This is a genomic window from Streptomyces sp. NPDC058534 (genome assembly GCF_042717365.1).
GTDB lineage: Bacteria > Actinomycetota > Actinomycetes > Streptomycetales > Streptomycetaceae > Streptomyces.
On the sequence record NZ_JBHXNW010000023.1, the window covers coordinates 82,754 to 106,876 of the forward strand.

Below are 24,123 nucleotides of genomic sequence, written 5' to 3' on the forward strand. Positions count from 1 at the left end.
CCGCGCCCCCGGTACCGCACAGCACCGGGGGCGCGGTCGCGTCTCAGTCCAGGTGGGCGGACCAGTCCCGTTCGGCGGACGGCTTGCCGTGCAGGTCGGGGACGCGCTTGAGCCAGTCCGGGCGCCCCCGCTCGGTCCGGGCGGCGCGGGCGGCGTTCTCGGCGGCCAGTTGGTCGCGGTCCGGGAAGTCGGTGGGCAGCCACTGCCCGGACGCCCGTGCGCGCGCGTGCAGGTAGCCGACGTAGGCGGCGCGCACCTCGTCCGGTGTGCCGAAGCCCGCCTCGGGGGTCAGCCAGGTGTCCGGCACCCGGCCCACCACGTCGCGCAGCAGTTCCTCGGTCACCTTCGGGGCGAGTTCGGCGTCGGCGGCCCGGACGTCGGGCGTGTGGTGGCCGAGGGCGTGGTGGCGGAAGTCGTACGCCTTCTCCGGGGCGGAGGTGTCCCAGCGGTGGTGGAAGACGAGCGCGGCGCCGTGGTCGATCAGCCACAGGCTCGGGGGTGCGATGCCGAGGGTGGGCCAGACCATCAGGTTGGAGCTGTGCACCGTTCGGTCGACGTTGACGGTGAGGGCGTCCAGCCAGACGACGCGTCCGGCCTCCCGCGCGTCCACGGGGAACGTCCTGGACAGCTCGGGCGTGAGGTCGGCGCCGCCCGACAGGTAGTCCATGCCGAGGTTGAGTCCGGCGCTGGCGTCGAGCAGGTCGCGCACCTCCTGGTGCGGCTGGTCTTCGGCGATCGCCGGGTCGAAGTGCGCGAGGACCAGTTCGGGCACCCGGAGCCCCAGCTCCCGGGCCAGTTCACCGACGATCACCTCGGCGACCAGCGCCTTGCGGCCCTGCGCGGAGCCGGTGAACTTCAGAACATAAGTGCCCAGGTCGTCGGCCTCGACGAGCCCCGGCACCGAGCCGCCCTCGTGCAGGGGCGCGACATAACGAGTCGCGGCGACCTCTCTCAGCACTTTTCCCTGCCCACCCATCTCATCGGCCTCCGGAATGCTCGACGACCGGAGGTCAGGGTACTAGGGGCACGTCCCGGCTCACGGCGCCCGGTCTCCCCGGGCGGCACTAATATCAGTGGCTCACAACCGTGTCGGGAAAGGCGAAGTTGAGCGATGGCCGATGACGCGTATCTGTTCCTGCTGCCGGAGCGTCATCCGCGTCTCGCGGCGCCGCTGGCCGCGGTCGGTCCGCTGGAGTGTCTGGAGACGCCGGCCGTCCGCGGCTGGCTCTCCGCGCACGGTACGGCGCCGGGTTCCGAGCAGGTCAGGATTCTTCCGGCGGCCAAGGACGTCCTCATCCCGGAGGACGCCGAGCGCCTGCCCGTGCCGCTGACCACGGACGAGACCGTACGGGTGGAACAGGAGTGCACCCCGGCGTCCATCACCGACCTGGAAAGGGAACTCCTCGGTTTCCGCGAGGTCACCCAGGACTGGGAGACGCTCGTGCACCGTGCTCACGCGGCCGGGATCCCCGCGCCCCGCATCGCCCAGCTCACCGGGCTCGATCCCGTGGACGTGGGTCGGCTGACCCAGTTCTGACGCGGCGCCCGCCCGGCGAGGACCTGCCCGGTCACAGGCTCGCGAAGAGTCCGTCGAGTGGAGCCGGTGTCCGGGCGGGGTCGAGGGCCTCGACCAGGAGGCGGCCGTAGCGGATCTTGCGGCCCTTCTTCGTGGAGAGGAAGCGCCGCAGCTGCTGGTGCCGGGAACGGCCGTGCTGTGCGGGCTGGCCCAGGAAGGTCTGCCAGGGGCGCAGCTCGCCCTCGGACCGGATGATCTCCTCGGCCCGGGCCGGGCCGACCGCGCGGAGCAGTTCGTCCTCCAGATCCGCCTCGCAGACGAAGAAGTCTCGCGGTGATCCGGCCCGCTGCCAGCCCCGTTCGTAGAACCGGACCTCGCCCACGTCGCACAGGCCCTTCAGATCCAGGCCGAGACCGGGCGGGCCGAGCAGACCGGCGTAGCGGCCGACGCTCATCGCCCCGCCCATCGCCACCACGGCCACCCCTTCGGCGACCAGGTCCCGGCCCTGCCGCGCGGCCAGCGCCTCGACGGCGGCGAGGTCGCTGGGCCCCTCCAGCAGCACCGCCGTGCGCAGCCCGAGCCGCTGGGCCAGCTCACCCGCCGTGTCGCCGGTCCCGCCGGCCGCCCAGCGGGTGACCTCGTCCCGGAACGCCTCGATGTCCGCCATGCAGCGAGTGTGCACCTCCGGGGCCCGCGATCGCACGGATTATCGCGGTGGCCCAGGTCCTCTCACGCCTGCCGCAGGGGGTTGGGCAGCGGGAGGTAGCGGGCGTCCGCGCCGTCGGCGCCCGTCCAGCGCAGGAGGAGGTTGGTCTTGGCGGGGAGGGTGGGGGCGGTGAGCAGGGCGGGGATTTCGGGGAGCGTGTGGCGGGAGAGGGCGTGGCGGACTGGGGGCCAGGGGTCGAGGCCGGGGTGGTGTTCGGCCAGGGCGGCGGCGATCTCCCAGAGGTGGTTGACGACCAGGCAGTACACCAGTCGTTCCCAGCCGTCCGCGCGGGAGGTGTCCGGCAGCAGCTTGACGCCCTCCGCGTCCCGGAACAGCGCCTGGACCGGGGTGCCGTCGGCGCCCACGGCGACCAGGGTGTTCTGGAGGTGTGCCTCCAGGACGACGCCGTCGTCGGCGAAGGCGGTCAGGACGGGCGGGACGACGGCGTCGAGGTACGCCCGCCACCAGGCCGCCGGGTCCGTGGCGCGGGCCAGCGGGCTGCCGGGGAAGCCCTCCACGAGCGCGGCGGCGAGCAGCGGGGTCGCGCCGGGCAGGACGCGGTCGCGCAGTCCGTCGCGGACGACGACGGCCAGTTCCTCGAAGGCGAAGTCCGCGGTGCGGTGGCCGCGGTCGCCCAGCCAGGCCGCCGGGGGCCCGGCGGCGGCGAACGCCTCGGTGACCGCTGTGTCGGTGCGGCGCAGCCTGAGCAGGTCGTGCCGCCACAGGCGCCGGATGTCGTTGGTGATGCGCACGTCGAGGCTGAACTTCAGGAAGATGTCCTGCCCCGGCAGGTACTCGGGCGCGTACACCGTGCGGATCGCCGCCGTCGGCCAGGTGAAGAAGCCGGTGGTGCCCAGCCGGACGAGCCGGCCGTCGGCGAAGGCGGGGGCGAGGGCGGTCGCCGCCAGGTCCAGCTGCCAGGGGTGGGCCGGCAGCAGCCGGTAGCCGGGCGGGGCCTGGCCGAGGGCGTCCAGGGCGGCGGTGTCGCCCTCGTCGACGACCGTGTCCTCGCGCACGCCGAGCAGCACCAGCGGAAACCGGGCGTGCGCCTCGGGCGCGTACGGCAGCCAGCCGGTGTGCGGGCCGCCGCCGCGCGCCTTGGGGGCGGGGTGGTGGGTGTGGCCGGTGAGGAGGGACTGCTCGGAGCGGAGGTAGGGGTCCTCCGGCGGGGTGGCACGCGCGCGTGCCGTCAGCAGCGCGGCCACCGCGTCCCGGCTGTCGGTCATCTCGGTGGGCAGTTCGTGGTTGGCCAGGCCGGTGTGCCGGCGCAGCTCCTCCGCGACGAGTCTCACCAGCTCGGCGTGGCCGACGGGGTGCCAGCGGCCCGCCGCGCGCAGCTCCGGTTCGGCGGGGCGCCGGCCCGCGCGGACCCGCAGCAGTCTGCCGCCGGGCAGCCGGTACACCGGCCGCCCGCCGGCGTCGGGCAGCGGCCGGGCCACCTCGCGCAGCAGGCAGTTCAGCAGCGGTACGGCCGCGCAGGCGTCGGCGCGTTCGGCGATGCCTCCCGGGGAGGCGGCGTCCCTGGCGGCGTCGGCGCCGGTGGGCGGGGGCAGGAGATCCACGCGTTCCACTCGTTCCCTACGGTCTGTCCATGGCGGAGAGGACGGAGACGATCAGTATGTCTGTAGTCGTCCCCCCGCCTGCCGTCGTACCCGTACCCGAGGAGCCCGCCCGTGCACCGTCCCAGCAGCACAGAGGCCGAGGTCGCCGACGAGCTGGCGGCCGTCCGCCCCGCTCTGGCCGACCGGTTCGCCGCCGAGCGTCCCGGTGCCCGCGCGGCCGTGCTGTCCCGGCTGTGGCGTGCGTTCGCCCATGAGCCGCTGCCCTGGATCGCGGGCCGGGAGGCCGCCGGGGACGGACTCGTGCTGCGCCTCGGGGACGGGCGGCGGCTGGCCGGTCCGGCGGCCGACCCGTACCGCACGGACGCGTACGCCCCGGTCGTACACCTCGACGAGGCCGCGTACGACGATCCGGAGCGGCTGATGACCGACCTCGCCGTACCGCACTCCGCCGCGTTCGCCGCCGAACTCGGGCACAGCGTCGCCTCGTTGGCGCTGTCGCGCGCCGGGCAGCCGCTCGCGGTGGGCGGGCCGGCGCCGGAGAATCACCCGGACGAGTGGCCGGACACCGACTGGGGCTGGGAACGTCGCGTGGTCGACGGGCACCCCTACCACCCCGGCTGCCGCTCGCGGCCGGGCTTCTCGGTGGCGGAGCAGCTCGCGTACGGGCCCGAGCACGGGTCGGTGGTGGAGCTGGGCCTGGTGCCGGTCCCGGCGGCCGGGTGCCTGGTGACGGGGTCGTGGCCGCGGGAGCTGCGGGACGGGCCGGCGGTGCTGGTCCCGGTGCATCCGTGGCAGGCGGCGCACGTGCTCAAGCGGTCCTGCGAGGAAGGGATCGCCGCGCACCCGCTGATGTCCCTGCGGACGCTGGCCGTGCCCGGTGGACCACACGTCAAGACCGCGCTGAGCGCCCGCCTGACGTCCTCGGTGCGGGACATCTCGGTCGCCTCGGTCGGCGCGTCGGCGGACGTGTCCCGCTTCGGGCAGGCCCTGGCGGAGCGCCTGGACGGGCTGCTGCACGTCACCGGCACCCTGGGCGCGGTGGCCGCCGGCTCCCCCGACCTGGCCGCCGTACTGCGCGAGTCGCCCCGGGCGTACGCGGCCCCCGGCGAGCACGTGGTCCCGGTGGCCGCGCTGGCGGGCACCGGGCTGCCCGGGTCGCCCGTGTGGCAGGCGGCGTTCGCACGTCTCGCGCTCGGCGTGGGGCTGCGCCTGCTGGAGCTGGGCGTGGCCCTGGAGGCACACGGGCAGAACCTCCTCGTGGTGCTCTCCCCGTCGGGCGAGCCGGTGCGCCTGGTCTACCGCGACCTGGCCGACATCCGCGTCGGCCCGGCCCGCCTGACCCGGCACGGCATCGGCGTCCCGCACCTGCCCGCGCGGATGCTCACCGACGATCCGGTGGCGCTGCGGCGCAAGTTGTTCGGTTCGCTGGTGGGCGGCGCGCTGGCGGCGACAGCGGGTTCCGGTGCGGTGCTGGGCAAGGCGCTGGAGGAGGCCGTACGCGAACTGCCGCGCACCCCCGACGTCCTGGCCCTGTGCGAGGAGCCGCTGCCGGTGAAGTCGCTGACGCTGATGCGCACTTCGCCGGGGAACGCGGGGGATCTGTGGACGGAGCTGCCCAATCCGCTGCACGCGGGGTGAAGTCGGGGCGTCGTCGCGGTCTCGTTTTGGGCCGCCGTGCTCTGCGCGAGCGAGCCGGAGGAGGGCTGGTCGTCGGGCTGGTGGTCGGCCCGCTGGGTGTGGACCGGCACCGGCGCCGTGCCGGCCGCGCTCGCGGACATCGGCGGCTACACGCTGACCCGCGGGTCGGGCCGTCCGCCCCGGGTGCCGCCGACGGCCTGACGCCCTCTCAGGAAACCCGCCCCGCGCAGGGGCGGGTTTCCTGCCGTCCCACCCCTCGCGCAGCACGGTCCGCCCCGCGCCCGGGGGGGCTCCTGCCGTGTCACACCGCCCGCAGCGCCTTGGCCGCCGTGCCGTCGCCGGTGACCTCGACCCGGCCCTCCCGCACCGCGTCCCGCAGCCCGGTCTCCCCGCGGCTCAGCGCCGCGCACGTCCCGGCGTCCAGCACCAGCCGGGCGTCGGGTTCGCCGGGCGCCGGCCCGTCGCCGTACACGGGGCCGTCGTCGCCCCGCACACCGGCGTGCAGGTGGAAGTCGCCCTCCTCCAGCCGGACCTCGACCAGCCCCTCCGCCGCCCCGGCCTCCCTGAGAGCGCGCAGCAGGGGCAGGGCGAACCAGTGCGCCCGCAGGGCGTCCGTGGGCCGCCGCTCCCCCAGCTCGCCCGCGCCCCACGCACCGAGCGCCTCCAGCACCGGCAGCAACTCGCTCCCCCGCGCGGTGAGTTCGTAGACGTACGCCGCTCCGGGCGGCGGCAGCCTGCGCCGGGTCGTCAGCCCCTCGCGCTCCATGTCCTTCAGCCGTGAGGCGAGCACGTCGGTGCTGACGCCGGGCAGGTCGGCGTGCAGGTCGGTGTAGCGCCGCGGCCCGGCGAGCAGCTCCCGGACGATCAGCAGGGTCCAGCGGTCGCCGACGGCGTCGAGCGCGCGGGCGGCGGAACAGTACTGGTCGTAGCTTCGGCGAGGTGACATGCGACGCAGTGTAGACAAGTCGTTGGACTTTCCAAGGTCCTACTTGGTAAAACCAAGCAACACCAGATACCGGAGGGGAAGCGGCGCATGGAGTTCCGGCAGTCGAACAAGCTCAGCGAGGTCTGCTACGAGATCCGCGGCCCGGTCATCGAGCACGCCGACGCGTTGGAGGAGGCGGGGCACAGCGTGCTGCGCCTCAACACCGGCAACCCGGCCCTCTTCGGCTTCGAGGCGCCCGAGGAGATCCTCCAGGACATGATCCGCATGCTGCCGCGGGCGCACGGATACACGGACTCGCGCGGCGTCCTCTCCGCCCGCCGTGCCGTGGCCCAGCGCTACCAGACCCTGGGCCTGGAGGTGGACGTGGACGACGTCTTCCTCGGCAACGGCGTCTCGGAGCTGGTCTCCATGGCCGTACAGGCGCTGCTGGAGGACGGCGACGAAGTCCTGATCCCCGCCCCGGACTTCCCCCTCTGGACGGCGGTGACCACCCTGGCGGGCGGCAAGGCGGTGCACTACCTCTGCGACGAGCAGGCGGAGTGGTACCCGGACCTGGCCGACATGGAGTCGAAGATCACCGACCGCACCAAGGCGGTCGTCATCATCAACCCCAACAACCCCACCGGCGCGGTCTATCCCAAGGAGATCGTCGAGGGCATCCTCGACCTCGCCCGGCGGCACGGCCTGATGGTCTTCGCCGACGAGATCTACGACCAGATCCTCTACGACGACGCCGTGCACCACTCGGCCGCCGCCCTCGCCCCCGACCTGGTCGTCCTCACCTTCTGCGGGCTCTCCAAGACGTACCGGGTGGCGGGCTTCCGCTCCGGCTGGCTGGTCGTCACGGGCCCCCGGCAGCACGCGAAGGACTACCTGGAGGGCCTGACCATGCTGGCCTCCATGCGCCTGTGCGCCAACGCGCCCGCGCAGTACGCCATCCAGGCCGCGCTCGGCGGCCGCCAGTCGATCCGCGAGCTGACGGCCCCGGGCGGGCGGCTGCACGAACAGCGGGACGTGGCCTGGGAGAAACTGAACGAGATCCCGGGCGTCTCCTGCGTGAAGCCCAAGGGCGCGCTGTACGCGTTCCCGCGCATCGATCCGAAGGTGCACGCGATCCACGACGACGAGCGCTTCGTGCTCGACCTGCTCCTGCGCGAGAAGATCCAGGTCGTCCAGGGCACGGGCTTCAACTGGCCGCGCCCCGACCACTTCCGCATCCTTACGCTGCCCCACGCGGAGGACCTGGAGGCGGCCATCGGGCGGATCGGCCGGTTCCTCAGCGGGTACCGGCAGTAGCGGCCGCCTCGGCGAGGGCAACCTCGCACCATACGGTCTTGGTGTACGGGTCGCCGCACATCGTTCCCCAGTGGGTGGCCAGCGCCTCGACCTCAACATGGACCAGGACAGTATGGAAAGTCACGCCTGGTCAGATCTCGTAGAAGGACCGCTGCTCTGGATGAACTCTCGCCTCGCCTCGCATGCTCGAACTGCTCCGTCGGCACCCCGACTACGGTTACGTGACCCCGCTCGAAACGAGATCCTTGCTCAGGCAGAACCTCGTCCCGGCAGCGTAAACACCCGCTGTCCAGTTCGCGGGGGGAACTTCATTCCCCCACCAAGTTCGAAGACCCGATTCATGGAGTCCCTGATGCCAGGGTTACCGTCCTGGCCAAGGAGAACCACCAGCACCATGGCAGCACCTCGTAAATACCCCAACGAGCTTCGCGAGCTCGCAGACCTCACGTCCCGCTTTGGTCCTCATGGGCCGGCGATCAGCTTCTTCACTTCGGACGGCAGTTCGTTGCCAGAGTAGACGGCGACGAAGTGTACGTTGTCGGGTGTGTCCCCGACGGCGATGGCGGCCTTCGGTGAGATGCCGTCCACGGCGTAGGCGGTCTCCGTCGTGGCGGGCTCCTCGCCCTCGTCCTGGCCGGTGTCGTCGCAGGGCGGTTTGGTCGCTGCACCGAGTTTGGCTCCGACCGTGAACTCCACGTTGGCGACATCCCGGTAGGTGCGCCCGTCGTAGGTCACCTGATAGACGCACGACGCTGTGTCATCCGCGCTGTTGTCCTCCGACGTGCAGGCGGCAGCTGGCGCCGCCACCACTGCCATCAGCAGTGCGCTCGCAGATCGCTTGGCCCAGCTCATGAGCGGCCTCCTCAGTAGATGCCGCGAAGGGCGAGGACGTCACCCTTCCCGAGCGTCCTGGCCTTCGTCGTGCAAGTGAACGAGTGGGTGTACATGGTGAGGTTCTCGTGTCCCGAACCAACGTGCCCCAGCCCAAAGACGTGTCCGGCCTCATGAGTACCGACGGAGCGGATGTCGTAAAGGTTCGAGCATTTGCTGGTCGGCTTGTTCGTGAAATCGTGATCGCGGGTGTTGAAACGGACGTCGGCCTCGCGAAGGTCGTTTTTTATGCCGGGATACGCCCAGGTCCATGAACAGGCCACGGCGACGTGGGTGCCCTTGAGGTCGCCTGCGTCCCAGGTGCTCCGCTCGTCCCGATCGGTGGCGCCGTAGCGCAAGCCGCGGATGGGCGCACGTTCCGGGGAATGGCCCTTCCCAGCCCTGGCACACTCCCACAACGACGGCCTGGATGGTGCGGCTGTCAGCCGGAGTTCCGGGGCGAACCGGGAGGCGGACCGTAGCCTGGGTGGCATGGGTGATCTTTTTCTGGTCCGGCACGGTGAGACCGAGTGGTCGCGGTCGGGCCGGCACACCGGGCTGACGGACGTGCCGCTGACCGAGCACGGGCGGGAGCAGGCGCGGAGTCTGGTGCCGCTGATCCGCTCGCACCGGATCGGGGCCGCCTTCGTCAGCCCCTTCCAGCGGGCCCGGGAGACGGCGGAGCTGATCGGACTGCACGAGGTGCGGGTCGACCCGGATCTGCACGAGTGGGACTACGGCGGGTACGAGGGGGTCACGACGGTCGAGATCCACCGGTCGCGGCCGGACTGGTTCCTGTTCAGCGACGGGGTCGCGCCCGGGCCGCCGGAGCATCCCGGTGAGTCCCCGGAGCAGGTCGGGGAGCGGGCGGACCGGGTGCTGGCCCGGGTGGAGGCTGCGTTCGCCAACACCGAGGGGTGCGTGGTGCTGGTCGCGCACGGGCATTTCCTGCGGGTGCTGACCGCACGGCACCTGGGGCTGCCGCCCTCCCACGGGGCGCTGTTCCAGCTGGGCACCGGCACGCTGTGCCGGCTGGGCACGGAGCACGCGCGGCCGGTGATCGCCGCGTGGAATGTCAGACCCCCGTCGTAGTCTTCGAGAGCGTCACCGAAGGCGTCACCGGTGAGGGGAAGGGAGGACGCCGTGGCACTGTCGCCCACCGCCGCGCAGCGGCGTGTCATCGACGCCGCCGATCCCGCCACCGGGCGCCTGCGGGGGTCGGAGACGCAGCTGGCGGCGCTGGTGAAGCGGGGGCTCGCCTTCCGGCACCCGCGGCCGCCGCACGACCACTTCCTGACCCCGGCCGGGCACCGGATACGGGACGCGGACGCCGAGCCGGACCCGCCGGGAAGACCGGAGCCCGCTCCGGCCGCCGACGACGGCGCTGCCGGTGGGGGCGTGTTCGCCGCGCGGGTGGGCGGGGAGGAGGACGTGCCGGAGAGTACGGGACCCGCCCGGCTGCGGGAGGTGCGCGGCGCCTGGCAGGGACTGCTCGAACTGCGCCGGATGACGCGCCCCGACGGGAGTTCGGAACTGCCCTGCGCGTGGGAGCGGACCCACCTCGTGCGGGCCGCCGCCCTCGCGCTGGAGGCGGCCGGGCACCGTCCGGCGGGACCGGAGGGGGAGGACGGGTACCGGGTGCGCGCGACCCCGCAGCCGGAGGCCGTCGCCGTCCACGAGCCGGACGGCACCGCGCGGCGGGCCTGCGCGCAGACGCTGGAGCGGGCGGGGTGGCAGGTCGGGGAGCACACCGAGCCGCGCACCCGGGCCCGTTACCTGCTGGCCTCCCCGCGGAAGGTATGACGCTCCCGCGCCGTGCCAGGATCGACCGGTCAGTACGTCCACGAGCCAGTACGTCCACGAGTCAGTACGTACAAGTACAAGAGGAGAGGCAGCAGCGGTGAGTGAGCCGTTTTCCGTACCCGTGACGGTCCGCGGATACGAGACCGACACGCAGGGCCATCTCAACCAGGCCGTGTATCTGAACTACGCCGAGCACGCCCGCTGGTCGCTACTCAGCGCGGCCGGCATCCGGCAGACCGATCTGGTCGCCCGCGGTGTGGGTCCGGTCGCCCTGGAGACGACCATCCGCTTCCAGCGTGAACTGCTCGCCGGGGACGAGGTCGAGGTGACCTGCGCGTTCGAGTGGGGCGAGGGCAAGACCTTCCGCATCCACCAGGTCATCCGCAAGCCGGACGGCACCGTGGCCGCCGAAGTGGAGGGCGTAGGCGGTCTCATGGACCTGCGGGCGCGCAGACTGGTGGCCGATCCGCGAGAGCGGTTCAAGGAACTGGCCGCGGACCCCACGCTGTTCGGGCTCTAGGGATCCGGCGCGGCGTCAGGCGTCCAGCAGGTCCGGGCGGCGCTCGGTGTCGTAGGACGCGCGGGCCTCGGCGATGTACAGCCGGTTGCGCTCGGCCCAGTCCGTGAGCTGCAGCAGCGACTCGTGCAGTTCGCGCGCCACGGGCGTCAGCTCGTACTCCACCTTCGGCGGCACCGTGGGGTGGACGATGCGGGTGACGAGGCCGTCGCGCTCCAGGTTGCGCAGGGTCAGGGTCAGCATGCGGCGGCTGATGCCCTCGATGCCGCGCTCCAGTTCCGTGAAGCGGATCGGGCCGTGTGCCGCCGCCACCAGGATCTGGACGCTCCATTTTCCCGCGACCCTGTCAAGAACCTCGCGGACCGGGCACGCGTGCGCGTTCACGACCTGGGAGGTAACACCGGTGTTCCTCTGGGACATCGAACTTCCTCCTTACGCCGGCCTCCAGGGTTACCCACGATGGCCTCCGTTACAAGTCGTGCACCAAGAGGCATGCGGAGAGCGGAGGCCACGTCGCCATGACGACCACGATCGAGTCCCCGGCGCCACCACGAAGCAGCACGCACTCGCGCTGGTGGTCGCTCGTCGTCCTGTGCGCGGGCGCCCTGATGACCATTCTGGACGGCAACATCGTCACCGTCGCCATGCCCGCCATCCAGGCCGACCTCGGCTTCAGCGGCCCGGGGCTGGCCTGGGTGGTCAACGCCTACCTCATCCCGTTCGGGGGTCTCCTGCTGCTGGCGGGCCGGCTCGGCGACCTGGTGGGCCGCAGACGGATGTTCACCATGGGGCTGGCGCTGTTCACCGTGGCGTCCGTGCTGTGCGGGGTGGCCACCGGCCAGGGGATGCTCATCGCCGCGCGTGCCCTCCAAGGCGTCGGCGGTGCGATGACCATGGCCGTGGTGCTCGGCATGGTGGTCGCGCTCTTCCCCGAACCCTCGGAACGCGCCCGGGCGATCGCCGTGTTCAGCGCGGTCGGCGCGGCGGGCGGCGCGCTCGGCACCTTTCTCGGCGGGGCCCTGACCGAGGCGCTGAACTGGCACTGGATCTTTCTGATCAACCTGCCGATCGGCGTCGTCGCCTGGCTGGCGGCGGTACGGGTCCTCGCCCCGGACGACGCGGCCGACTCGGGCCGGGGTGCCGACTACCCGGGTGCGGCGCTGGTCACCGGCGCGTTGATGCTGACGGTGTACACGATCACCGGCGCCGGTGCGCACGGCACGTCCGCCACGGTCCTCCTGGCCGGGCTCGCCCTCGCGCTGTTCGCCGCCTTCGGCGTCCGGCAGGCCCTGGCCGCCCGCCCGCTGCTCCGGCTGCGGCTGTTCCGCTCCAGGCTGCTGACCGGCGCGAACGCCGTGCAGGTGCTGATGGTCGCGACGATGTACGGCTTCCAGTTCATCGGCGCCCTGTATCTGCAAAGGGTGCTGGGGTACGGCGAGTTGGCGACCGGTACCGCGTTCCTCCCCGCGCCGGTGGCGATCGGGGTGCTGATGCTGGGGTGGTCGGCCCGTGCGGTCGGCCGGTTCGGGGCGTACCGCGTGCTGCTCGCCGGGCTGGCCCTGATCGTGGCCGGGCTGGCGCTGCTGAGCAGGGCTCCGGTCGACGGCGCGTACCTCACCGACGTACTGCCGCCGATGCTGCTGCTCGCCGTCGGGTTCGCCGCGGCGATGCCCGCGCTGACGGGGCTGGCGATGACCTGGGCGCGGGAGGAGGACGCGGGGCTGGCGTCCGGGCTGTTCAACACCACGCAGGTGGTGGGCGGTTCGCTGGGGCTCGCGGTGCTGTCGACGCTGGCGGCCGCGCGGACCGATGCGCTGCTCGGCCGGGGTGTCGGAACGGTGGCGGCCACGGCCGAGGGGTACCAGCTGGCGTTCCGGGTGGCGGTGGCGGTCTCGGTGGGGGCGCTGGTGCTGGCGGCGGCGGTGCTGCGGGAGGGCACGGGCCGGCGTGCCCGTTGACGGCGGGGCCGGCGTCCCTCGGGGAGAGACGCCGGCCCGGCGCGTCAGGTGGCCGGGGTCAGGGCGTGGCCGTGGCCCGGGATGCCTCCGTGATCTCCTCTCCCGCCTCCATCGGGTGGGTCACGTCCTCCGCCTCCCGCTTCCGGCCGCCGATGTGGTTGAAGAGCAGGTTGAGTACGACGGCGGCCAGACAGCCCGTCGAGATGCCCGAGTCCAGGATGATCTTCGCGTTCTCCGGGAACGAGTGGTAGAACTCCGGGGCCGCGATCGGGATGATGCCGACGGCCAGCGAGACCGCCACGATCAGGACGTTGTTGTCCTTGTCGAGGCTCGCCCGGACCAGGGTCTGGATGCCGCTGGCCGCGACGGAGCCGAAGAGCACCACGCCGGCCCCGCCGAGCACGGGCCGGGGGACGACGGCGATCAGCGAGGCGGCCATCGGGCACAGGCCCATCAGCACGAGGAACCCGCCGCCCACGGCGACGACGTAGCGGCTGCGGATCTTCGTCATCGCGACCAGGCCGATGTTCTGCGCGAAGGCGCTGCACATGAAGCCGTTGAAGACCGGGCTGATCGCCGAGCCGAGGGTGTCGGCGCGCAGGCCGGCCGCGATGGTCTTCTCGTCGGCCGGGCGGTCCACGATCTCGCCGAGGGCGAGCATGTCGGCGGTGGACTCGGTCATCGAGACCACCATCACCACGCACATGGAGATGATCGCGGCGATCTGGAACTGCGGGGCACCGAAGTGGAACGGCGTCGGGAACCCGATGACGTCCGCGTCCGCGACCGGGCCGAAGTCCGTGACGCCGAACGGGATCGCGATGAGCGTGCCCGCGACCAGGCCGAGCAGTACGGCGACCTGTTTGACGAAGCCGCGGGTGAAGCGGCGCAGCAGGAGGACGATGACGAGGGTGATCGCGGCCAGGCCGAGGTTGGTGGCCGAGCCGAAGTCGTCCGCGTCGGGGCTGGCTCCCTGCGCCCAGCCGAAGGCCACGGGCAGCAGGGATATGCCTATGAGGGTGATGACGGTGCCGGTGACGACCGGCGGGAAGAAGCGGATCGCCTTGCTGAAGAAGGGCGCGGCGACGAAGCCGAGGAGTCCGGCGACGATGACCGCGCCGAAGATGATCGGCAGGGCGTCGGACTTGTCGTCGGTGGAGGCGACGACGGCGGTCATGGGGGCGACACCCGCGAAGGTGACGCCGTTGACGAACGGCAGCCGGGCTCCGATCTTCCAGATGCCCAGGGTCTGCAGGAAGGTGGCGAGGCCCGCGGTGAACAGGCAGGCGCCGGTGAGGAAGGTGAGTTCGGTGGCGGACAGCCCGATGGCCGCGCCGACTATCAGGGGTGGTGCGACTACTCCGGCGTACATCGCGGCCACGTGTTGCAGGCCGGTCGTCGCCATCTTCAGGGGCGGGAGTTTCTCGTCAACAGGGTGGTCGGCCACGGCGGCGTCCCTCCGGTCGGTTACACGTCGGCTCTGACGCGGGTGTCATGGAGGTGGTGCTGGTGGTAACGGTCGTGCGGGACCGTGACGGACCGTCTGGGGAAACGGTGACCGCTCCGGGGGCGCGCGCATGGGCGCGCACGCCCCGGAGTCGGCCGCCGTGGGCCCCGCTCGGGTCCACGGCTACCGGCCGGAAGCCGTCCCTCCCGGCCGGAGATCAAGTGGTGTTCGGTGGTGCGGTGTTCAGGCCTGCGCGGCGATCCGCGCCAGCCGCTGCGCCTCGTCGCGCGTGGAGCGCGCGATGGCGTCCTCGTCGACGGTGAGCAGCCGGCCGTCCTCGACGATCCGGCGGCCGTTCACGAACGACGCCGTGACCGGGGCCGCGGCGCCGAAGACCAGCGCGGTCACCGGGTCGGCGATCGCGGAGTGGGCAAGGGTGTCCATCCGCCACAGCACCAGGTCGGCGAGCTTGCCCGCCTCCAGGGAGCCGGTCTCGGCGGCCCGGCCGAGGACCTGCGCACCGCCGTACGTCCCCAGGCGCAGCGCCTTGCGGGCGTTGAGCGCGGCCTCGCGGTGGGCGCCGAGGCGGTTGATGAGGAGGGCGTTGCGCAGTTCGGTGTGGAGTTCGCCGGACTCGTTGGAGGCGGTGCCGTCGACGCCGAGGCCGACCGGGACGCCGGCGGCGAGCATGTCGGGGACCCGCGCGATGCCCGCGGCCAGGCGGGCGTTGGAGGACGGACAGTGCGCGACGCCGGTCTTCGTGCGGGCGAAGGCGGCGATGTCGGAGTCGTTCATGTGGACGCAGTGCGCCATCCACACGTCCTCGCCGAGCCAGCCGGTGGACTCGAAGTAGTCGGTCGGGCCCATGCCGAACAGCTCGTGGCAGAACTTCTCCTCCTCCACGGTCTCCGAACCGTGGGTGTGCAGCCGCACGCCCAGCCGGCGGGCCAGCTCGGCGCCCTGGCGCATCAGGTCGGTGGAGACGGAGAAGGGGGAGCAGGGGGCGACGGCGACCTGGGTCATCGCGTCGAAGGAGGAGTCGTGGTGCTCCTTGACGGTGGCCTCGGTGGCGGCGAGCGCGCCGTCCAGGCTCTCCACCGCGAAGTCCGGCGGCAGCCCGCCGTCCGACTCGCCGCGGTCCATGGAACCGCGGGCGAGGGTGAAGCGGACGCCCGTCTCGTGGGCGGCGCGGATGATCGCGCCGGACAGGTCGCCGGAGCCCCGCGGGTAGACGTAGTGGTGGTCCATGGCGGTGGTGACGCCGCCGCGGGCCATCATGGCGAGGGATCCCTGGGCCGCCGCGTACGCCATGGGCTCGTCGATGCGGGCCCAGGTCGGGTACAGGGCGACGAGCCAGTTGAACAGGTTGTGGTCGGTGGCCAGGCCCCGGGTGATCCACTGGTAGAAGTGGTGGTGGGTGTTGACCAGACCGGGCGTGACCAGGTGTCCGGTCCCGTCGATCCGGCGTACGACGTTCTCCAGACCCTCCGGTGCCCGGCCCGCGCCGACCGATTCGATCCGGTTGCCGGCGATGACGACATGGCCCGAGGCGTACTCGGTGTCGCCCGCGTCGACGGTCGCGATCGCGCAGTTCTCGATGACCGTGCGCTCGGCTGCCGATGATGCTGCCATGCTGCTTCCTTGTCTTTCAGTGGGGCCCGTGGGCGGGGAGTCGAGTACCCACGGGGAGGGCACGGCAGGACCCTAGGAGGATTTGAGTGCCGGAACCGGCTGGCGGCTCCGGGTGCCGAGATGGTGGAAGAAGAGGTTGAGCGAGACCGCGACGAGCGCGCCGGCGCTGATGCCGGAGCCGAGGACGGTCTGCGCCCAGGCGGGGAACTCGGCGTAGAAGGCCGGCGCGGCCAGCGGGATGATGCCCGCACCGAGCGCCACGGCCACCAGGATGATGTTGGAGCTGTCGTCCAGGCCGGCCTCGGACAGCGTACGGATGCCGCTGACGGCGATGGAGCCGAAGAGGACGATGCCCGCGCCGCCGAGGACCGGCATCGGGACCAGGGAGACGACCGCGCCGAGGACCGGGAAGGCGCCGAGGACCAGCAGGGTGGCGCCGGCGACGGCGACGACGTAGCGGCTGCGCACCCGGGTGAGCGAGACGACGCCGACGTTCTGCGCGAAGGCGGAGGTGGGGAAGCCGCCGAAGACGGGCCCGATCAGGGTGGCGAGGCCGTCGGTGCGCAGGCCGCGGGTGATGACCTTGGAGTCGGCGCGGCGGTCGCAGATCTCACCGAGGGCCAGCATGCCGGCGGACGACTCGGTCATCAGGACCAGCATCACGATGCACAGCGACAGGATGGCCGCGGGCTGGAACTCGGGGGCGCCGAAGGCGAACGGTGTGGGCAGCGCGGCGACCGGCGCGGACTTCAGGGCGCCGAGGTCGGCCATGCCCAGGGGCAGGGCGACGAGGGTGCCGATGAGCAGGCCGAAGAGCAGGGCGACCTGCTTGAGGAAGCCCCTGCCGAAGCGCTGGACGACGAGGATGACGCCGAGGGTGAAGGCGGCGAGCGCGAGGTTGCGCATCGAGCCGAAGTCGGCGGCCGCCTTGTCGCCGCCCTGCGCCCAGGCGACGGGCACCGGCATCAGCGTGACGCCGATGAGGGTGATGACCACGCCGGTGACCAGCGGCGGGAAGAAGCGGAGCAGCCGGCCGAAGAACGGGCCGACGGCGAGGCAGAACACGCCGGCGACCATCACCGCGCCGTAGATGGCGGGGAGCTGTCCGCCGCCGCCGTTGGTCTCGGCGATGGCGAGGATGGGGGCGATGCCGGCCGAGGAGGCGGCGTTGACGAAGGGCAGCCGGTTGCCGACGAAACCCTTGACGCCGAGGGTCTGGAGCAGGGTGGCGATGCCCGCGATCAGCAGGCTCGCGGCGATCAGCCGGGTGCGGCCCTCCAGGTCGAGTCCGACGGCCTGGCCGATGATGAGCGGAGGGGTGACGACGCCCGCGTACATGGCGGCGATGTGCTGGAGCGCGGCGGGGACGAGCCGCGACGGGTGGAGCTTCTCGTCCACCGGGTGCACGGAGGTGACGGCGTCCTCGGTGTGCACCGGCGGGGTGGAACAGGAGCCTTTCGCCGGCTCCGGTGCAGGCAGTGCCATGGTGTTCCCTCCGGTGTGGCGCGCCGCCGGCCTCGGTGGCCGGGCCGGTGGCGCGCGTCCCGCGTCAGAGGTTGGTCATGTCGACCGGGATGAGTTGCTCGGCGCCGTCGCGCAGGATGGTGGCCTCGATCAGGCCGTAGGGGCGGTCGGCGGCGTAGTAGACGGCGCCGTCCTTGGCCTCGTTGTCGATCCCGAAGGGCGACAGGTCGGAGCGGAAGTGGTGCTTGTTGGGCATCGAGAAGCGGATCTCGTCGACCTCGTCGCGGGTGTTCAGCACCCGCACGCCCATCTCGAAGAGGGTCTGCTGGAGCGAGTACGAGTAGGTCTCGGCGAAGGCCTGGAGCGCGTGCTTGCGCACGCCGTGGTACGAGCGGTCCCAGTCCGGGGCGTGCGAGTCGACGCCGTCCCAGTTGTGCCGCCACCAGGTGGAGACGGTGGTGGCGAGGATCCGGTCGTAGTCCTCCTTGAGGGTCGTGTACTTGTCCTTCAGGTAGCCGAAGAACTCGGAGTTCGTCGAGTTCAGGACGGTCAGGTCCTTGAACCCGGAGAGCACCTGGATGCCGTGGCCGTCGTACGTGATCTCCGCGACGCGGGTCTCCTGGCCCGTGCGGACGAAGGAGTGGGCGATCTCCTCGGAGCCGACGAAGCGGGCGCCGCCCTTCGAGGTCTCGATCCGCTCCCAGCCGTACTCCTCGACGCGGATGCGGGCCCGCTCGATGGGCTCGTTGTTGTCCACGAAGTGGCGGGCGAGCTTGACGCCGAGGTCCTCGGCGCTCTCGATCCCGTGCTCCTTGGCGAAGGCGAACACCGTGTTCTTGGTGGTGTCGGTCGGCAGGACGTTCGCGTTGGAACCGCTGCGGTGGACCTCCTCCATGTCGCCGGACAGGGCCACGGAGACGTTGAGGTCCTTGATGTGGTGCGTGTCGCCGTCACGCGTGATCTTGACAACGCGGTTCTCAGCCTTGCCGTACTGGTTCTGTCCCAGGACGAAACGGGTCATTGCTTCGGTCAGCTCCCTCGGTAAACGGAGTAGCCGAACGGGTTGAGCAGCAGCGGAACGTGGTAGTGCTCGCCGGGCACCACCGCGAAGGTGATGGTGACCTCGGGGAAGAACACGGGCCGGCCGTTCTCGCTGTCCCGGAGCGCGGGGGCGTCCTGCTGGGCCGCGGCTTGTTTCTTGGCGAAGTACGTCTCGGTGTCGAAGACGAGGCGTACGTGGGTGGTGCCCTCCGGCAGGGCCGGCAGGTCCTTGCAGCGCCCGTCCGCGTCGGTCGCCGAGCCGCCGAGCTTCTGCCAGTCCGCTTCGCCGCCGGCGCGGGCGGAGAGGTGGACGGCGACGCCCTCGGCGGGGCGGCCGACGCTGGTGTCCAGGATGTGCGTGGACACGGAGGCGGTGGTGCTGGTGCTCATGGTCGGGCGTCCTGTTCGACGAGTCGGGTCAGGCGGATGCGGTTGATCTTCCCCAGTTCGGTGCGGACGATCTCCCGCTCCTGCTCGGGCGAGTTGCCGGTCCGCTCCTTGACCGCGTCCCGCATCTGCTCGCCGGTCCGGCCGGTGGCGCAGATGAGGAAGACGTGGCCGAACTTGTCCTGGTAGGCCAGGTTGAGTTCGAGCATCTCCGCCTTGAGTTCCTCGGCGGCGCCGGCCATACCCGCCTGCTCGCGGGAGGAGGTCGGGTCGCCGGGCTTGGGGCGGCCGATCGGCGGGTGCCCGGCCATCGCCTCCGCGAGGTCGTCCGCCGTCAGGTCGGCCATGGCGGCGTCACTGGCGGCGTACAGGTCCTCGGGGGTGTCGAAGGGACGGGCGGCGAGCAGTTGCCGGGCCCATGCCGTGGAGGCGCACGCCTCGTGGAGTTCGGCGCGTGCCGCGGACTCCTCGAGGGTGTTGAATCGGGCCAGGCCCGACGCGGATGTGGACGTCACGGGAGCCTCCGTGGCCTTGTGCTGAACGGGCGTGCCGATAGCTAACGCCCTCGGAAACAAGCCGTCAACACTTTGTTGAAAATTCGGGGTGACGAAAGCCGCCGCCCGGTTACCGGACGGCGGCTTGCTGTTCAGCGGGTCGTGCCTGGTCAGGCGCCCTTCTCGCGGTTGAGGTAGTTGTAGACGGTGAAGCGGCTGACGCCGAGGGCGCCGGCGACGGTCTCGACACCGTGGCGCACCGAGAAGGCGCCCCGTGCCTCCAGCATCCGCACCACCTCCTGCTTGGCCCTGCGGTCCAGATCGGCCAGGGGCATGCCCTGCCGGCGCTCCAGGGCGGCCAGGATGTGGTCCAGGGAGTCGGCGAGCTGCGGCAGACGTACGGCGACGACGTCGGCACCCTCCCAGGAGAGCACGATGTCGTCCTGGCCGGCCTCGTCCGGCGGGAGTATCTCGCCGCCGATGGCGTCGACCAGGGGTTTCACGGCCGCGATGAAGGGCTCCTCGCCCGGACCGGTCACCGCTCCCCCTCCGTGTCCCCGCGCCCGTCGACCACGTTGACCTGGAGCGAGACGCGGGTGGCCCCGGCCTCCAGGGACCGGCGCAGCAGCGCGTCCACGGCGGTGAGCACCTGGTCGGCACTGCCCTCGGCGGTGTTGCCGAACGGGCCGACGTCGACCGCGTCCAGCTCGGCGGCCTCGACGACCTCGCGGGCCACCACCGCATGGGCGGGGGCCTCGTCCAGGTCGAAGGGTTCGGTCGTGAACTCCACTCTCAATCGCACGCGGTCAACCTAACGCGGGGTGACCGCATTGCGCCGCCCCCTCTTGACAAGGGCTGCGCTCCACCGGCAATCTTCCATTAGGCAGAAACAAACTTCCGTAATACGGAACACGATCCAACCGGAAGGGAGCGCGGCACCCGATGCCAGGTTTTAAGTTGAGCACCGCCGCAGATCAGCGCTTCAACGTCAACCTGTCGATCCTCTTCACGGAACTCCCGCTCCTGGAGCGCCCCGCGGCCGCCGCCGCGGCCGGCTTCACCGCGGTCGAGCTGTGGTGGCCCTGGATCGACTCGCCCACCCCCGAGCAGTCCGAGCTCGACGCCCTCAAGTCGGCGATCGAGGACGCGGGCGTCCAGCTCACCGGACTGAACTTCTACGCCGGACAGCTGCCGGGCCCCGACCGCGGCGCCCTGTCGGTGCCGGGCGAGGAGTCGGACCGGTTCCGCGCCAACATCGACGTGGCCGCCGACTTCGCGCAGTCGCTGGGCTGCACGGCGCTCAACGCCCTCTACGGCAACCGCATCGAGGGCGTGGACCCCGCCGAGCAGGACCGGCTCGCGCTGGAGAACCTGGTCCTCGCCGCCCGCGCGGCCGACCGGATCGGCGCGATCCTGCTGGTCGAGGCGCTGAACAAGCCCGAGTCGCCGCTGTACCCGCTGGTGTCGGCGCCGGCCGCGATCGCGGTCGTGGACCAGGTCAACGAGGCCACCGGACTGGGCAACGCCAAGTTCCTCATGGACCTCTACCACCTGTCCATGAACGGCGAGGACCTGTCGCAGGTGATCGACGCGTACGCCGCGAAGACCGGCCACGTCCAGATCGCCGACAACCCCGGCCGCGGCGCCCCCGGCACCGGCTCCCTCCCGCTGGAGGAACTGCTCGACCAGCTGCGGAAGGCCGGTTACGACGGCTGGGTGGGCCTGGAGTACAAGCCGGGCGACAACCCCAGCGCCCAGTCCTTCTCCTGGCTGCCGGCCGAGGCCCGCGCGGCCCGCTGAGCGCCACCCCGCAGGAATTCTTCACAGATTTTCAGAGAGGTACCCATCATGAGCACGCTCCCCAAGGTCGCCTGGGTCGGTCTCGGCATCATGGGCTCCCCCATGTCCGAGAACCTGATCAAGGCCGGATACCAGGTCACCGGCTTCACCCTGGAGCAGGAGAAGCTGGACCGCCTGTCCGCCGCCGGCGGCACCGTCGCCGGCTCGATCGCCGAGGCCGTGCGCGACGCCGACGTCATCGTCACCATGGTGCCCGCGTCGCCGCAGGTCGAGGCCATCGCCTACGGCCCCGACGGCATCCTGGAGAACGCGAAGTCCGGCGCGCTGCTGGTCGACATGTCCTCGATCACCCCGCAGACCTCCGTCGACCTCGCGAAGGCCGCCAAGGACAAGGGCGTCCGCGTCCTGGACGCCCCCGTGTCCGGCGGCGAGGCCGGCGCCATCGAGGCCGTGCTGTCCATCATGGTCGGCGGTGAGCAGGCCGACTTCGACGAGGCCAAGCCGCTCCTGGACGCGCTCGGCAAGACCATCGTGCTGTGCGGTCCGCACGGCTCGGGCCAGACCGTGAAGGCCGCCAACCAGCTCATCGTCGCCGTGAACATCCAGGCGTGCGCCGAGGCCGTGGTCTTCCTGGAGAAGTCGGGCGTGGATCTGAAGGCCGCCCTCGACGTCCTCAACGGCGGCCTGGCCGGCTCGACCGTGCTGACGCGGAAGAAGGACAACTTCCTGGGCCGCGACTTCAAGCCCGGCTTCCGCATCGACCTGCACCACAAGGACATGGGCATCGTCACCGACGCCGCCCGCAACGTCGGCGCCGCGCTGCCGGTCGGCGCCGTGGTGGCCCAGCTGGTCGCGTCGCTGCGCGCCCAGGGTGACGGCGGCCTGGACCACTCGGCCCTGCTGCGGGCCGTGGAGCGCCTGTCCGGCGCCCAGGTCTGACAGTAGGCACCCCCTGAGACCTCCGGGTGGCGCCGTCGCTGACACCTGTCCTGTCGCGCCCGAGCGGCGGCGCCGCCCGGAACCCACTTCAACAAACTGTTGACGTGATGATGCTCCAAATTTAAGCTCCACGAAGCGGAAACAAGTTTCCGCTGAATCTCGCACGGAAGACCACGGAAGGTCCACGATGTCGCAGCGCGTGCTCACCACCGAGTCCGGCGCCCCGGTCGCCGACAACCAGAACTCCGCTTCCGCCGGCATCGGCGGCCCCCTCCTGATCCAGGACCAGCACCTCATCGAGAAGCTCGCCCGCTTCAACCGCGAGCGCATCCCGGAGCGCGTGGTGCACGCCCGCGGCTCCGGCGCCTACGGCCACTTCGAGGTGACCGACGACGTCACCGGCTTCACGCACGCCGACTTCCTGAGCACCGTCGGCAAGCGCACCGAGGTCTTCCTGCGCTTCTCCACCGTGGCCGACTCGCTCGGCGGCGCGGACGCGGTCCGCGACCCGCGCGGCTTCGCGCTGAAGTTCTACACCGAGGAGGGCAACTACGACCTCGTCGGCAACAACACCCCGGTGTTCTTCATCAAGGACCCGATCAAGTTCCCCGACTTCATCCACTCGCAGAAGCGCGACCCGTTCACGGGGCGTCAGGAGCCGGACAACGTCTTCGACTTCTGGGCGCACTCCCCCGAGGCCACGCACCAGGTGACCTGGCTGATGGGCGACCGCGGCATCCCGGCGTCGTACCGCCACATGGACGGCTTCGGCTCGCACACCTACCAGTGGACGAACGCCAAGGGCGAGTCCTTCTTCGTCAAGTACCACTTCAAGACCGACCAGGGCATCCGCACCCTGACCGCCGAGCAGGCGGCCGAGATCGCGGGCCAGGACCCGACCTCGCACCAGACGGACCTGGTGCAGGCGATCGAGCGGGGCGTGTACCCGTCCTGGACGCTGCACGTGCAGCTGATGCCGGTGGCCGAGGCGGCGAACTACCGCTTCAACCCGTTCGACGTGACCAAGGTGTGGCCGTACGGCGACTACCCGCTGCGCCGGGTGGGCCGCCTGGTCCTGGACCGCAACCCGGACAACGTCTTCGCCGAGGTCGAGCAGGCCGCGTTCTCCCCGAACAACTTCGTTCCGGGCATCGGCCCCTCCCCCGACAAGATGCTCCAGGGCCGCCTGTTCGCCTACGCCGACGCGCACCGCTACCGCCTGGGCGTCAACCACACCCAGCTCGCGGTGAACGCCCCGAAGGCCGTGCCGGGCGGCGCGGACAACTACGGCCGGGACGGCCTCATGGCCGCCAACTCCCAGGGCCGCGAGGCCAGGAACTACGAGCCGAACTCCTACGACGGCCCGGTCGAGACCGGCCGTCCGCTGGCCGCGCCGCTCCCGGTCTCCGGTCACGCCGGCACCCACGAGGCGCCGCTGCACACCAAGGACGACCCCTTCTTCCAGGCCGGTGAGCTGTACCGGCTGATGACCGAGGACGAGAAGAAGCGGCTGATCGCGAACATCGCCGGCGGCCTGTCCCAGGTCTCCCGCAACGACGTGGTCGAGAAGAACCTCGCGCACTTCCACGCGGCCGACACCGAGTACGGCAAGCGCGTGGAGGAGGCGGTCCGCGCCCTGCGCGAGGACTGACCCACCGGCTCGCGCACGGAACCCGGCGGGGAGGCCGGGGCCGTGTGCGCGGCCCGCGCAGGCACCGAGCAGCCCGGATGAGGGGTGAGTGCCCGGTACCGGCGCGGGCAGGGCGAGGACCGCGGCGGCAGGCGAGCCAGTGCGGTGGTGAAGGGCACGGACGTCCCTCCTACGACCTGAGGGGAGGCGCGCTCCGGGCCCATCGCACCGCCGCGGTCCCAGCCACACCCGCCTCTTTTTCCCGAGAGGCCCCAAGACTCCGTCCGGCGGCGCGAACGACCTGTCGCGCCCAGCCTCGCGCCGCCGGACGGACACCACGTGAAGAACCTTCACCGGCTGGAGAGCGGGGGGGGGGGGGGGGGCCCCGCCCGGGGGGGGGGGGGGGGGGGGCCGGGGGGGGGGGCCGCCCCCCCCCCCCCCCCGGCTGTCTGGGGCCACCACCCCCGCCCCCCCCCC

Annotated in this window: 26 protein-coding genes and 1 pseudogene; 11 read left to right on the plus strand and 16 right to left on the minus strand. The window is 71.8% G+C overall.

The window, feature by feature from the left end:
• Positions 1 to 43 precede the first annotated feature (43 nt).
• Positions 44 to 958 carry a HipA family kinase gene (locus ACFWR9_RS16840; RefSeq protein WP_383842092.1) on the minus strand — a complete coding sequence of 305 codons (915 nt, stop codon included), beginning with the start codon at positions 956 to 958 and terminating at the stop codon, positions 44 to 46.
• Between the two features lie 153 nt (positions 959 to 1,111).
• On the opposite strand from ACFWR9_RS16840, the gene ACFWR9_RS16845 reads away from it, so the two are divergent.
• Positions 1,112 to 1,537, plus strand: a complete 426-nt coding sequence (locus tag ACFWR9_RS16845) for a DUF6003 family protein (protein WP_383842095.1) — start codon at positions 1,112 to 1,114, stop codon at positions 1,535 to 1,537.
• Between the two features lie 31 nt (positions 1,538 to 1,568).
• Here the strand turns inward: ACFWR9_RS16845 and ACFWR9_RS16850 are convergent, their stop codons facing one another.
• Both ACFWR9_RS16850 and ACFWR9_RS16855 read right to left on the minus strand, forming a co-directional pair.
• Positions 1,569 to 2,183 (minus strand): TOPRIM nucleotidyl transferase/hydrolase domain-containing protein, encoded by a 615-nt coding sequence (locus ACFWR9_RS16850; protein WP_383842098.1) that lies wholly within the window; start codon positions 2,181 to 2,183, stop codon positions 1,569 to 1,571.
• Between the two features lie 62 nt (positions 2,184 to 2,245).
• The gene (locus ACFWR9_RS16855) at positions 2,246 to 3,793 is read right to left on the minus strand and encodes an IucA/IucC family protein (RefSeq protein ID WP_383842101.1); all 1,548 of its coding nucleotides are present in this window, start codon (positions 3,791 to 3,793) and stop codon (positions 2,246 to 2,248) included.
• A gap of 102 nt (positions 3,794 to 3,895) precedes the next feature.
• On the opposite strand from ACFWR9_RS16855, the gene ACFWR9_RS16860 reads away from it, so the two are divergent.
• Positions 3,896 to 5,422, plus strand: coding sequence for an IucA/IucC family protein (locus tag ACFWR9_RS16860; protein WP_383842104.1), 1,527 nt, complete (start codon positions 3,896 to 3,898; stop codon positions 5,420 to 5,422).
• Positions 5,423 to 5,458: 36 nt separating this feature from the next.
• Complete coding sequence (locus tag ACFWR9_RS16865; protein ID WP_383842106.1) at positions 5,459 to 5,623, plus strand: hypothetical protein; 165 nt, start codon at positions 5,459 to 5,461, stop codon at positions 5,621 to 5,623.
• A gap of 100 nt (positions 5,624 to 5,723) precedes the next feature.
• On the opposite strand, the gene ACFWR9_RS16870 is transcribed toward ACFWR9_RS16865, so the two are convergent.
• Positions 5,724 to 6,368, minus strand: a complete 645-nt coding sequence (locus ACFWR9_RS16870; RefSeq protein ID WP_383842109.1) for a winged helix-turn-helix transcriptional regulator — start codon at positions 6,366 to 6,368, stop codon at positions 5,724 to 5,726.
• Between the two features lie 87 nt (positions 6,369 to 6,455).
• Between ACFWR9_RS16870 and ACFWR9_RS16875 the strand changes: the two genes are divergently transcribed.
• Positions 6,456 to 7,664, plus strand: coding sequence for a pyridoxal phosphate-dependent aminotransferase (locus ACFWR9_RS16875; RefSeq protein ID WP_383842112.1), 1,209 nt, complete (start codon positions 6,456 to 6,458; stop codon positions 7,662 to 7,664).
• Here the strand turns inward: ACFWR9_RS16875 and ACFWR9_RS16880 are convergent.
• From ACFWR9_RS16880 to ACFWR9_RS16890, 3 genes and pseudogenes are all read right to left on the minus strand, one after another.
• A pseudogene (locus tag ACFWR9_RS16880) lies at positions 7,645 to 7,755 on the minus strand (ATP-binding protein); the annotation flags it as partial. The gene ACFWR9_RS16875 and the pseudogene ACFWR9_RS16880 sit on opposite strands and share 20 nt — an antisense overlap.
• Before the next feature lie 371 nt (positions 7,756 to 8,126).
• A complete protein-coding gene (locus ACFWR9_RS16885) occupies positions 8,127 to 8,516 on the minus strand; it encodes a DUF6281 family protein (RefSeq protein WP_383842115.1) in 390 nt (129 codons plus the stop codon).
• Between the two features lie 11 nt (positions 8,517 to 8,527).
• Complete coding sequence (locus ACFWR9_RS16890; protein WP_383842118.1) at positions 8,528 to 8,893, minus strand: matrixin family metalloprotease; 366 nt, start codon at positions 8,891 to 8,893, stop codon at positions 8,528 to 8,530.
• Positions 8,894 to 9,026: 133 nt separating this feature from the next.
• Here ACFWR9_RS16890 and ACFWR9_RS16895 point away from each other — a divergent pair, with 133 nt between their 5' ends.
• The 3 genes from ACFWR9_RS16895 to ACFWR9_RS16905 all read left to right on the plus strand — a co-directional run bounded on the left by ACFWR9_RS16895 (position 9,027) and on the right by ACFWR9_RS16905 (position 10,857).
• Positions 9,027 to 9,626: a histidine phosphatase family protein gene (locus ACFWR9_RS16895; RefSeq protein WP_383842121.1), complete on the plus strand. Its 600-nt coding sequence runs from the start codon at positions 9,027 to 9,029 to the stop codon at positions 9,624 to 9,626.
• A gap of 51 nt (positions 9,627 to 9,677) precedes the next feature.
• Positions 9,678 to 10,337, plus strand: coding sequence for a hypothetical protein (locus tag ACFWR9_RS16900; protein ID WP_383842124.1), 660 nt, complete (start codon positions 9,678 to 9,680; stop codon positions 10,335 to 10,337).
• Positions 10,338 to 10,434: 97 nt separating this feature from the next.
• The gene (locus tag ACFWR9_RS16905; RefSeq protein WP_383842127.1) at positions 10,435 to 10,857 is read left to right on the plus strand and encodes an acyl-CoA thioesterase; all 423 of its coding nucleotides are present in this window, start codon (positions 10,435 to 10,437) and stop codon (positions 10,855 to 10,857) included.
• A gap of 15 nt (positions 10,858 to 10,872) precedes the next feature.
• Here ACFWR9_RS16905 and ACFWR9_RS16910 read toward each other — a convergent pair whose 3' ends face one another.
• Complete coding sequence (locus tag ACFWR9_RS16910) at positions 10,873 to 11,274, minus strand: winged helix-turn-helix transcriptional regulator (RefSeq protein WP_383842129.1); 402 nt, start codon at positions 11,272 to 11,274, stop codon at positions 10,873 to 10,875.
• A gap of 98 nt (positions 11,275 to 11,372) precedes the next feature.
• Here ACFWR9_RS16910 and ACFWR9_RS16915 point away from each other — a divergent pair, with 98 nt between their 5' ends.
• Complete coding sequence (locus tag ACFWR9_RS16915) at positions 11,373 to 12,812, plus strand: MFS transporter (RefSeq protein ID WP_383842132.1); 1,440 nt, start codon at positions 11,373 to 11,375, stop codon at positions 12,810 to 12,812.
• A gap of 58 nt (positions 12,813 to 12,870) precedes the next feature.
• On the opposite strand, the gene ACFWR9_RS16920 is transcribed toward ACFWR9_RS16915, so the two are convergent.
• From ACFWR9_RS16920 to ACFWR9_RS16955, 8 genes are all read right to left on the minus strand, one after another.
• Positions 12,871 to 14,259: a nucleobase:cation symporter-2 family protein gene (locus tag ACFWR9_RS16920; protein ID WP_383842137.1), complete on the minus strand. Its 1,389-nt coding sequence runs from the start codon at positions 14,257 to 14,259 to the stop codon at positions 12,871 to 12,873.
• Between the two features lie 243 nt (positions 14,260 to 14,502).
• Positions 14,503 to 15,891 (minus strand): 8-oxoguanine deaminase, encoded by a 1,389-nt coding sequence (locus ACFWR9_RS16925; RefSeq protein WP_383842140.1) that lies wholly within the window; start codon positions 15,889 to 15,891, stop codon positions 14,503 to 14,505.
• 72 nt (positions 15,892 to 15,963) lie between these two features.
• Positions 15,964 to 17,376 (minus strand): nucleobase:cation symporter-2 family protein, encoded by a 1,413-nt coding sequence (locus ACFWR9_RS16930; protein ID WP_383842143.1) that lies wholly within the window; start codon positions 17,374 to 17,376, stop codon positions 15,964 to 15,966.
• A gap of 64 nt (positions 17,377 to 17,440) precedes the next feature.
• Positions 17,441 to 18,376: a factor-independent urate hydroxylase gene (gene pucL, locus ACFWR9_RS16935; RefSeq protein WP_383842146.1), complete on the minus strand. Its 936-nt coding sequence runs from the start codon at positions 18,374 to 18,376 to the stop codon at positions 17,441 to 17,443.
• Positions 18,377 to 18,384: 8 nt separating this feature from the next.
• A complete protein-coding gene (gene uraH, locus ACFWR9_RS16940) occupies positions 18,385 to 18,786 on the minus strand; it encodes a hydroxyisourate hydrolase (protein ID WP_383842149.1) in 402 nt (133 codons plus the stop codon).
• A complete protein-coding gene (gene uraD, locus ACFWR9_RS16945) occupies positions 18,783 to 19,298 on the minus strand; it encodes a 2-oxo-4-hydroxy-4-carboxy-5-ureidoimidazoline decarboxylase (RefSeq protein WP_383842152.1) in 516 nt (171 codons plus the stop codon). The genes uraH and uraD overlap by 4 nt, the downstream gene beginning before the upstream one ends.
• A 149-nt stretch (positions 19,299 to 19,447) precedes the next feature.
• Positions 19,448 to 19,816, minus strand: a complete 369-nt coding sequence (locus ACFWR9_RS16950; protein WP_383842155.1) for a helix-turn-helix domain-containing protein — start codon at positions 19,814 to 19,816, stop codon at positions 19,448 to 19,450.
• Entirely contained in the window at positions 19,813 to 20,079 is a 267-nt protein-coding gene (locus ACFWR9_RS16955) for a thiamine-binding protein (protein WP_383842158.1), read from the minus strand. The genes ACFWR9_RS16950 and ACFWR9_RS16955 overlap by 4 nt, the downstream gene beginning before the upstream one ends.
• A 140-nt stretch (positions 20,080 to 20,219) precedes the next feature.
• Between ACFWR9_RS16955 and ACFWR9_RS16960 the strand changes: the two genes are divergently transcribed.
• The 3 genes from ACFWR9_RS16960 to ACFWR9_RS16970 all read left to right on the plus strand — a co-directional run bounded on the left by ACFWR9_RS16960 (position 20,220) and on the right by ACFWR9_RS16970 (position 23,667).
• The gene (locus tag ACFWR9_RS16960) at positions 20,220 to 21,077 is read left to right on the plus strand and encodes a TIM barrel protein (protein WP_383842161.1); all 858 of its coding nucleotides are present in this window, start codon (positions 20,220 to 20,222) and stop codon (positions 21,075 to 21,077) included.
• A 48-nt stretch (positions 21,078 to 21,125) separates the two neighbouring features.
• Positions 21,126 to 22,016 (plus strand): 2-hydroxy-3-oxopropionate reductase, encoded by an 891-nt coding sequence (locus ACFWR9_RS16965; RefSeq protein ID WP_383842164.1) that lies wholly within the window; start codon positions 21,126 to 21,128, stop codon positions 22,014 to 22,016.
• A gap of 187 nt (positions 22,017 to 22,203) precedes the next feature.
• Positions 22,204 to 23,667 (plus strand): catalase, encoded by a 1,464-nt coding sequence (locus ACFWR9_RS16970; protein WP_383842167.1) that lies wholly within the window; start codon positions 22,204 to 22,206, stop codon positions 23,665 to 23,667.
• Positions 23,668 to 24,123: the final 456 nt, after the last annotated feature.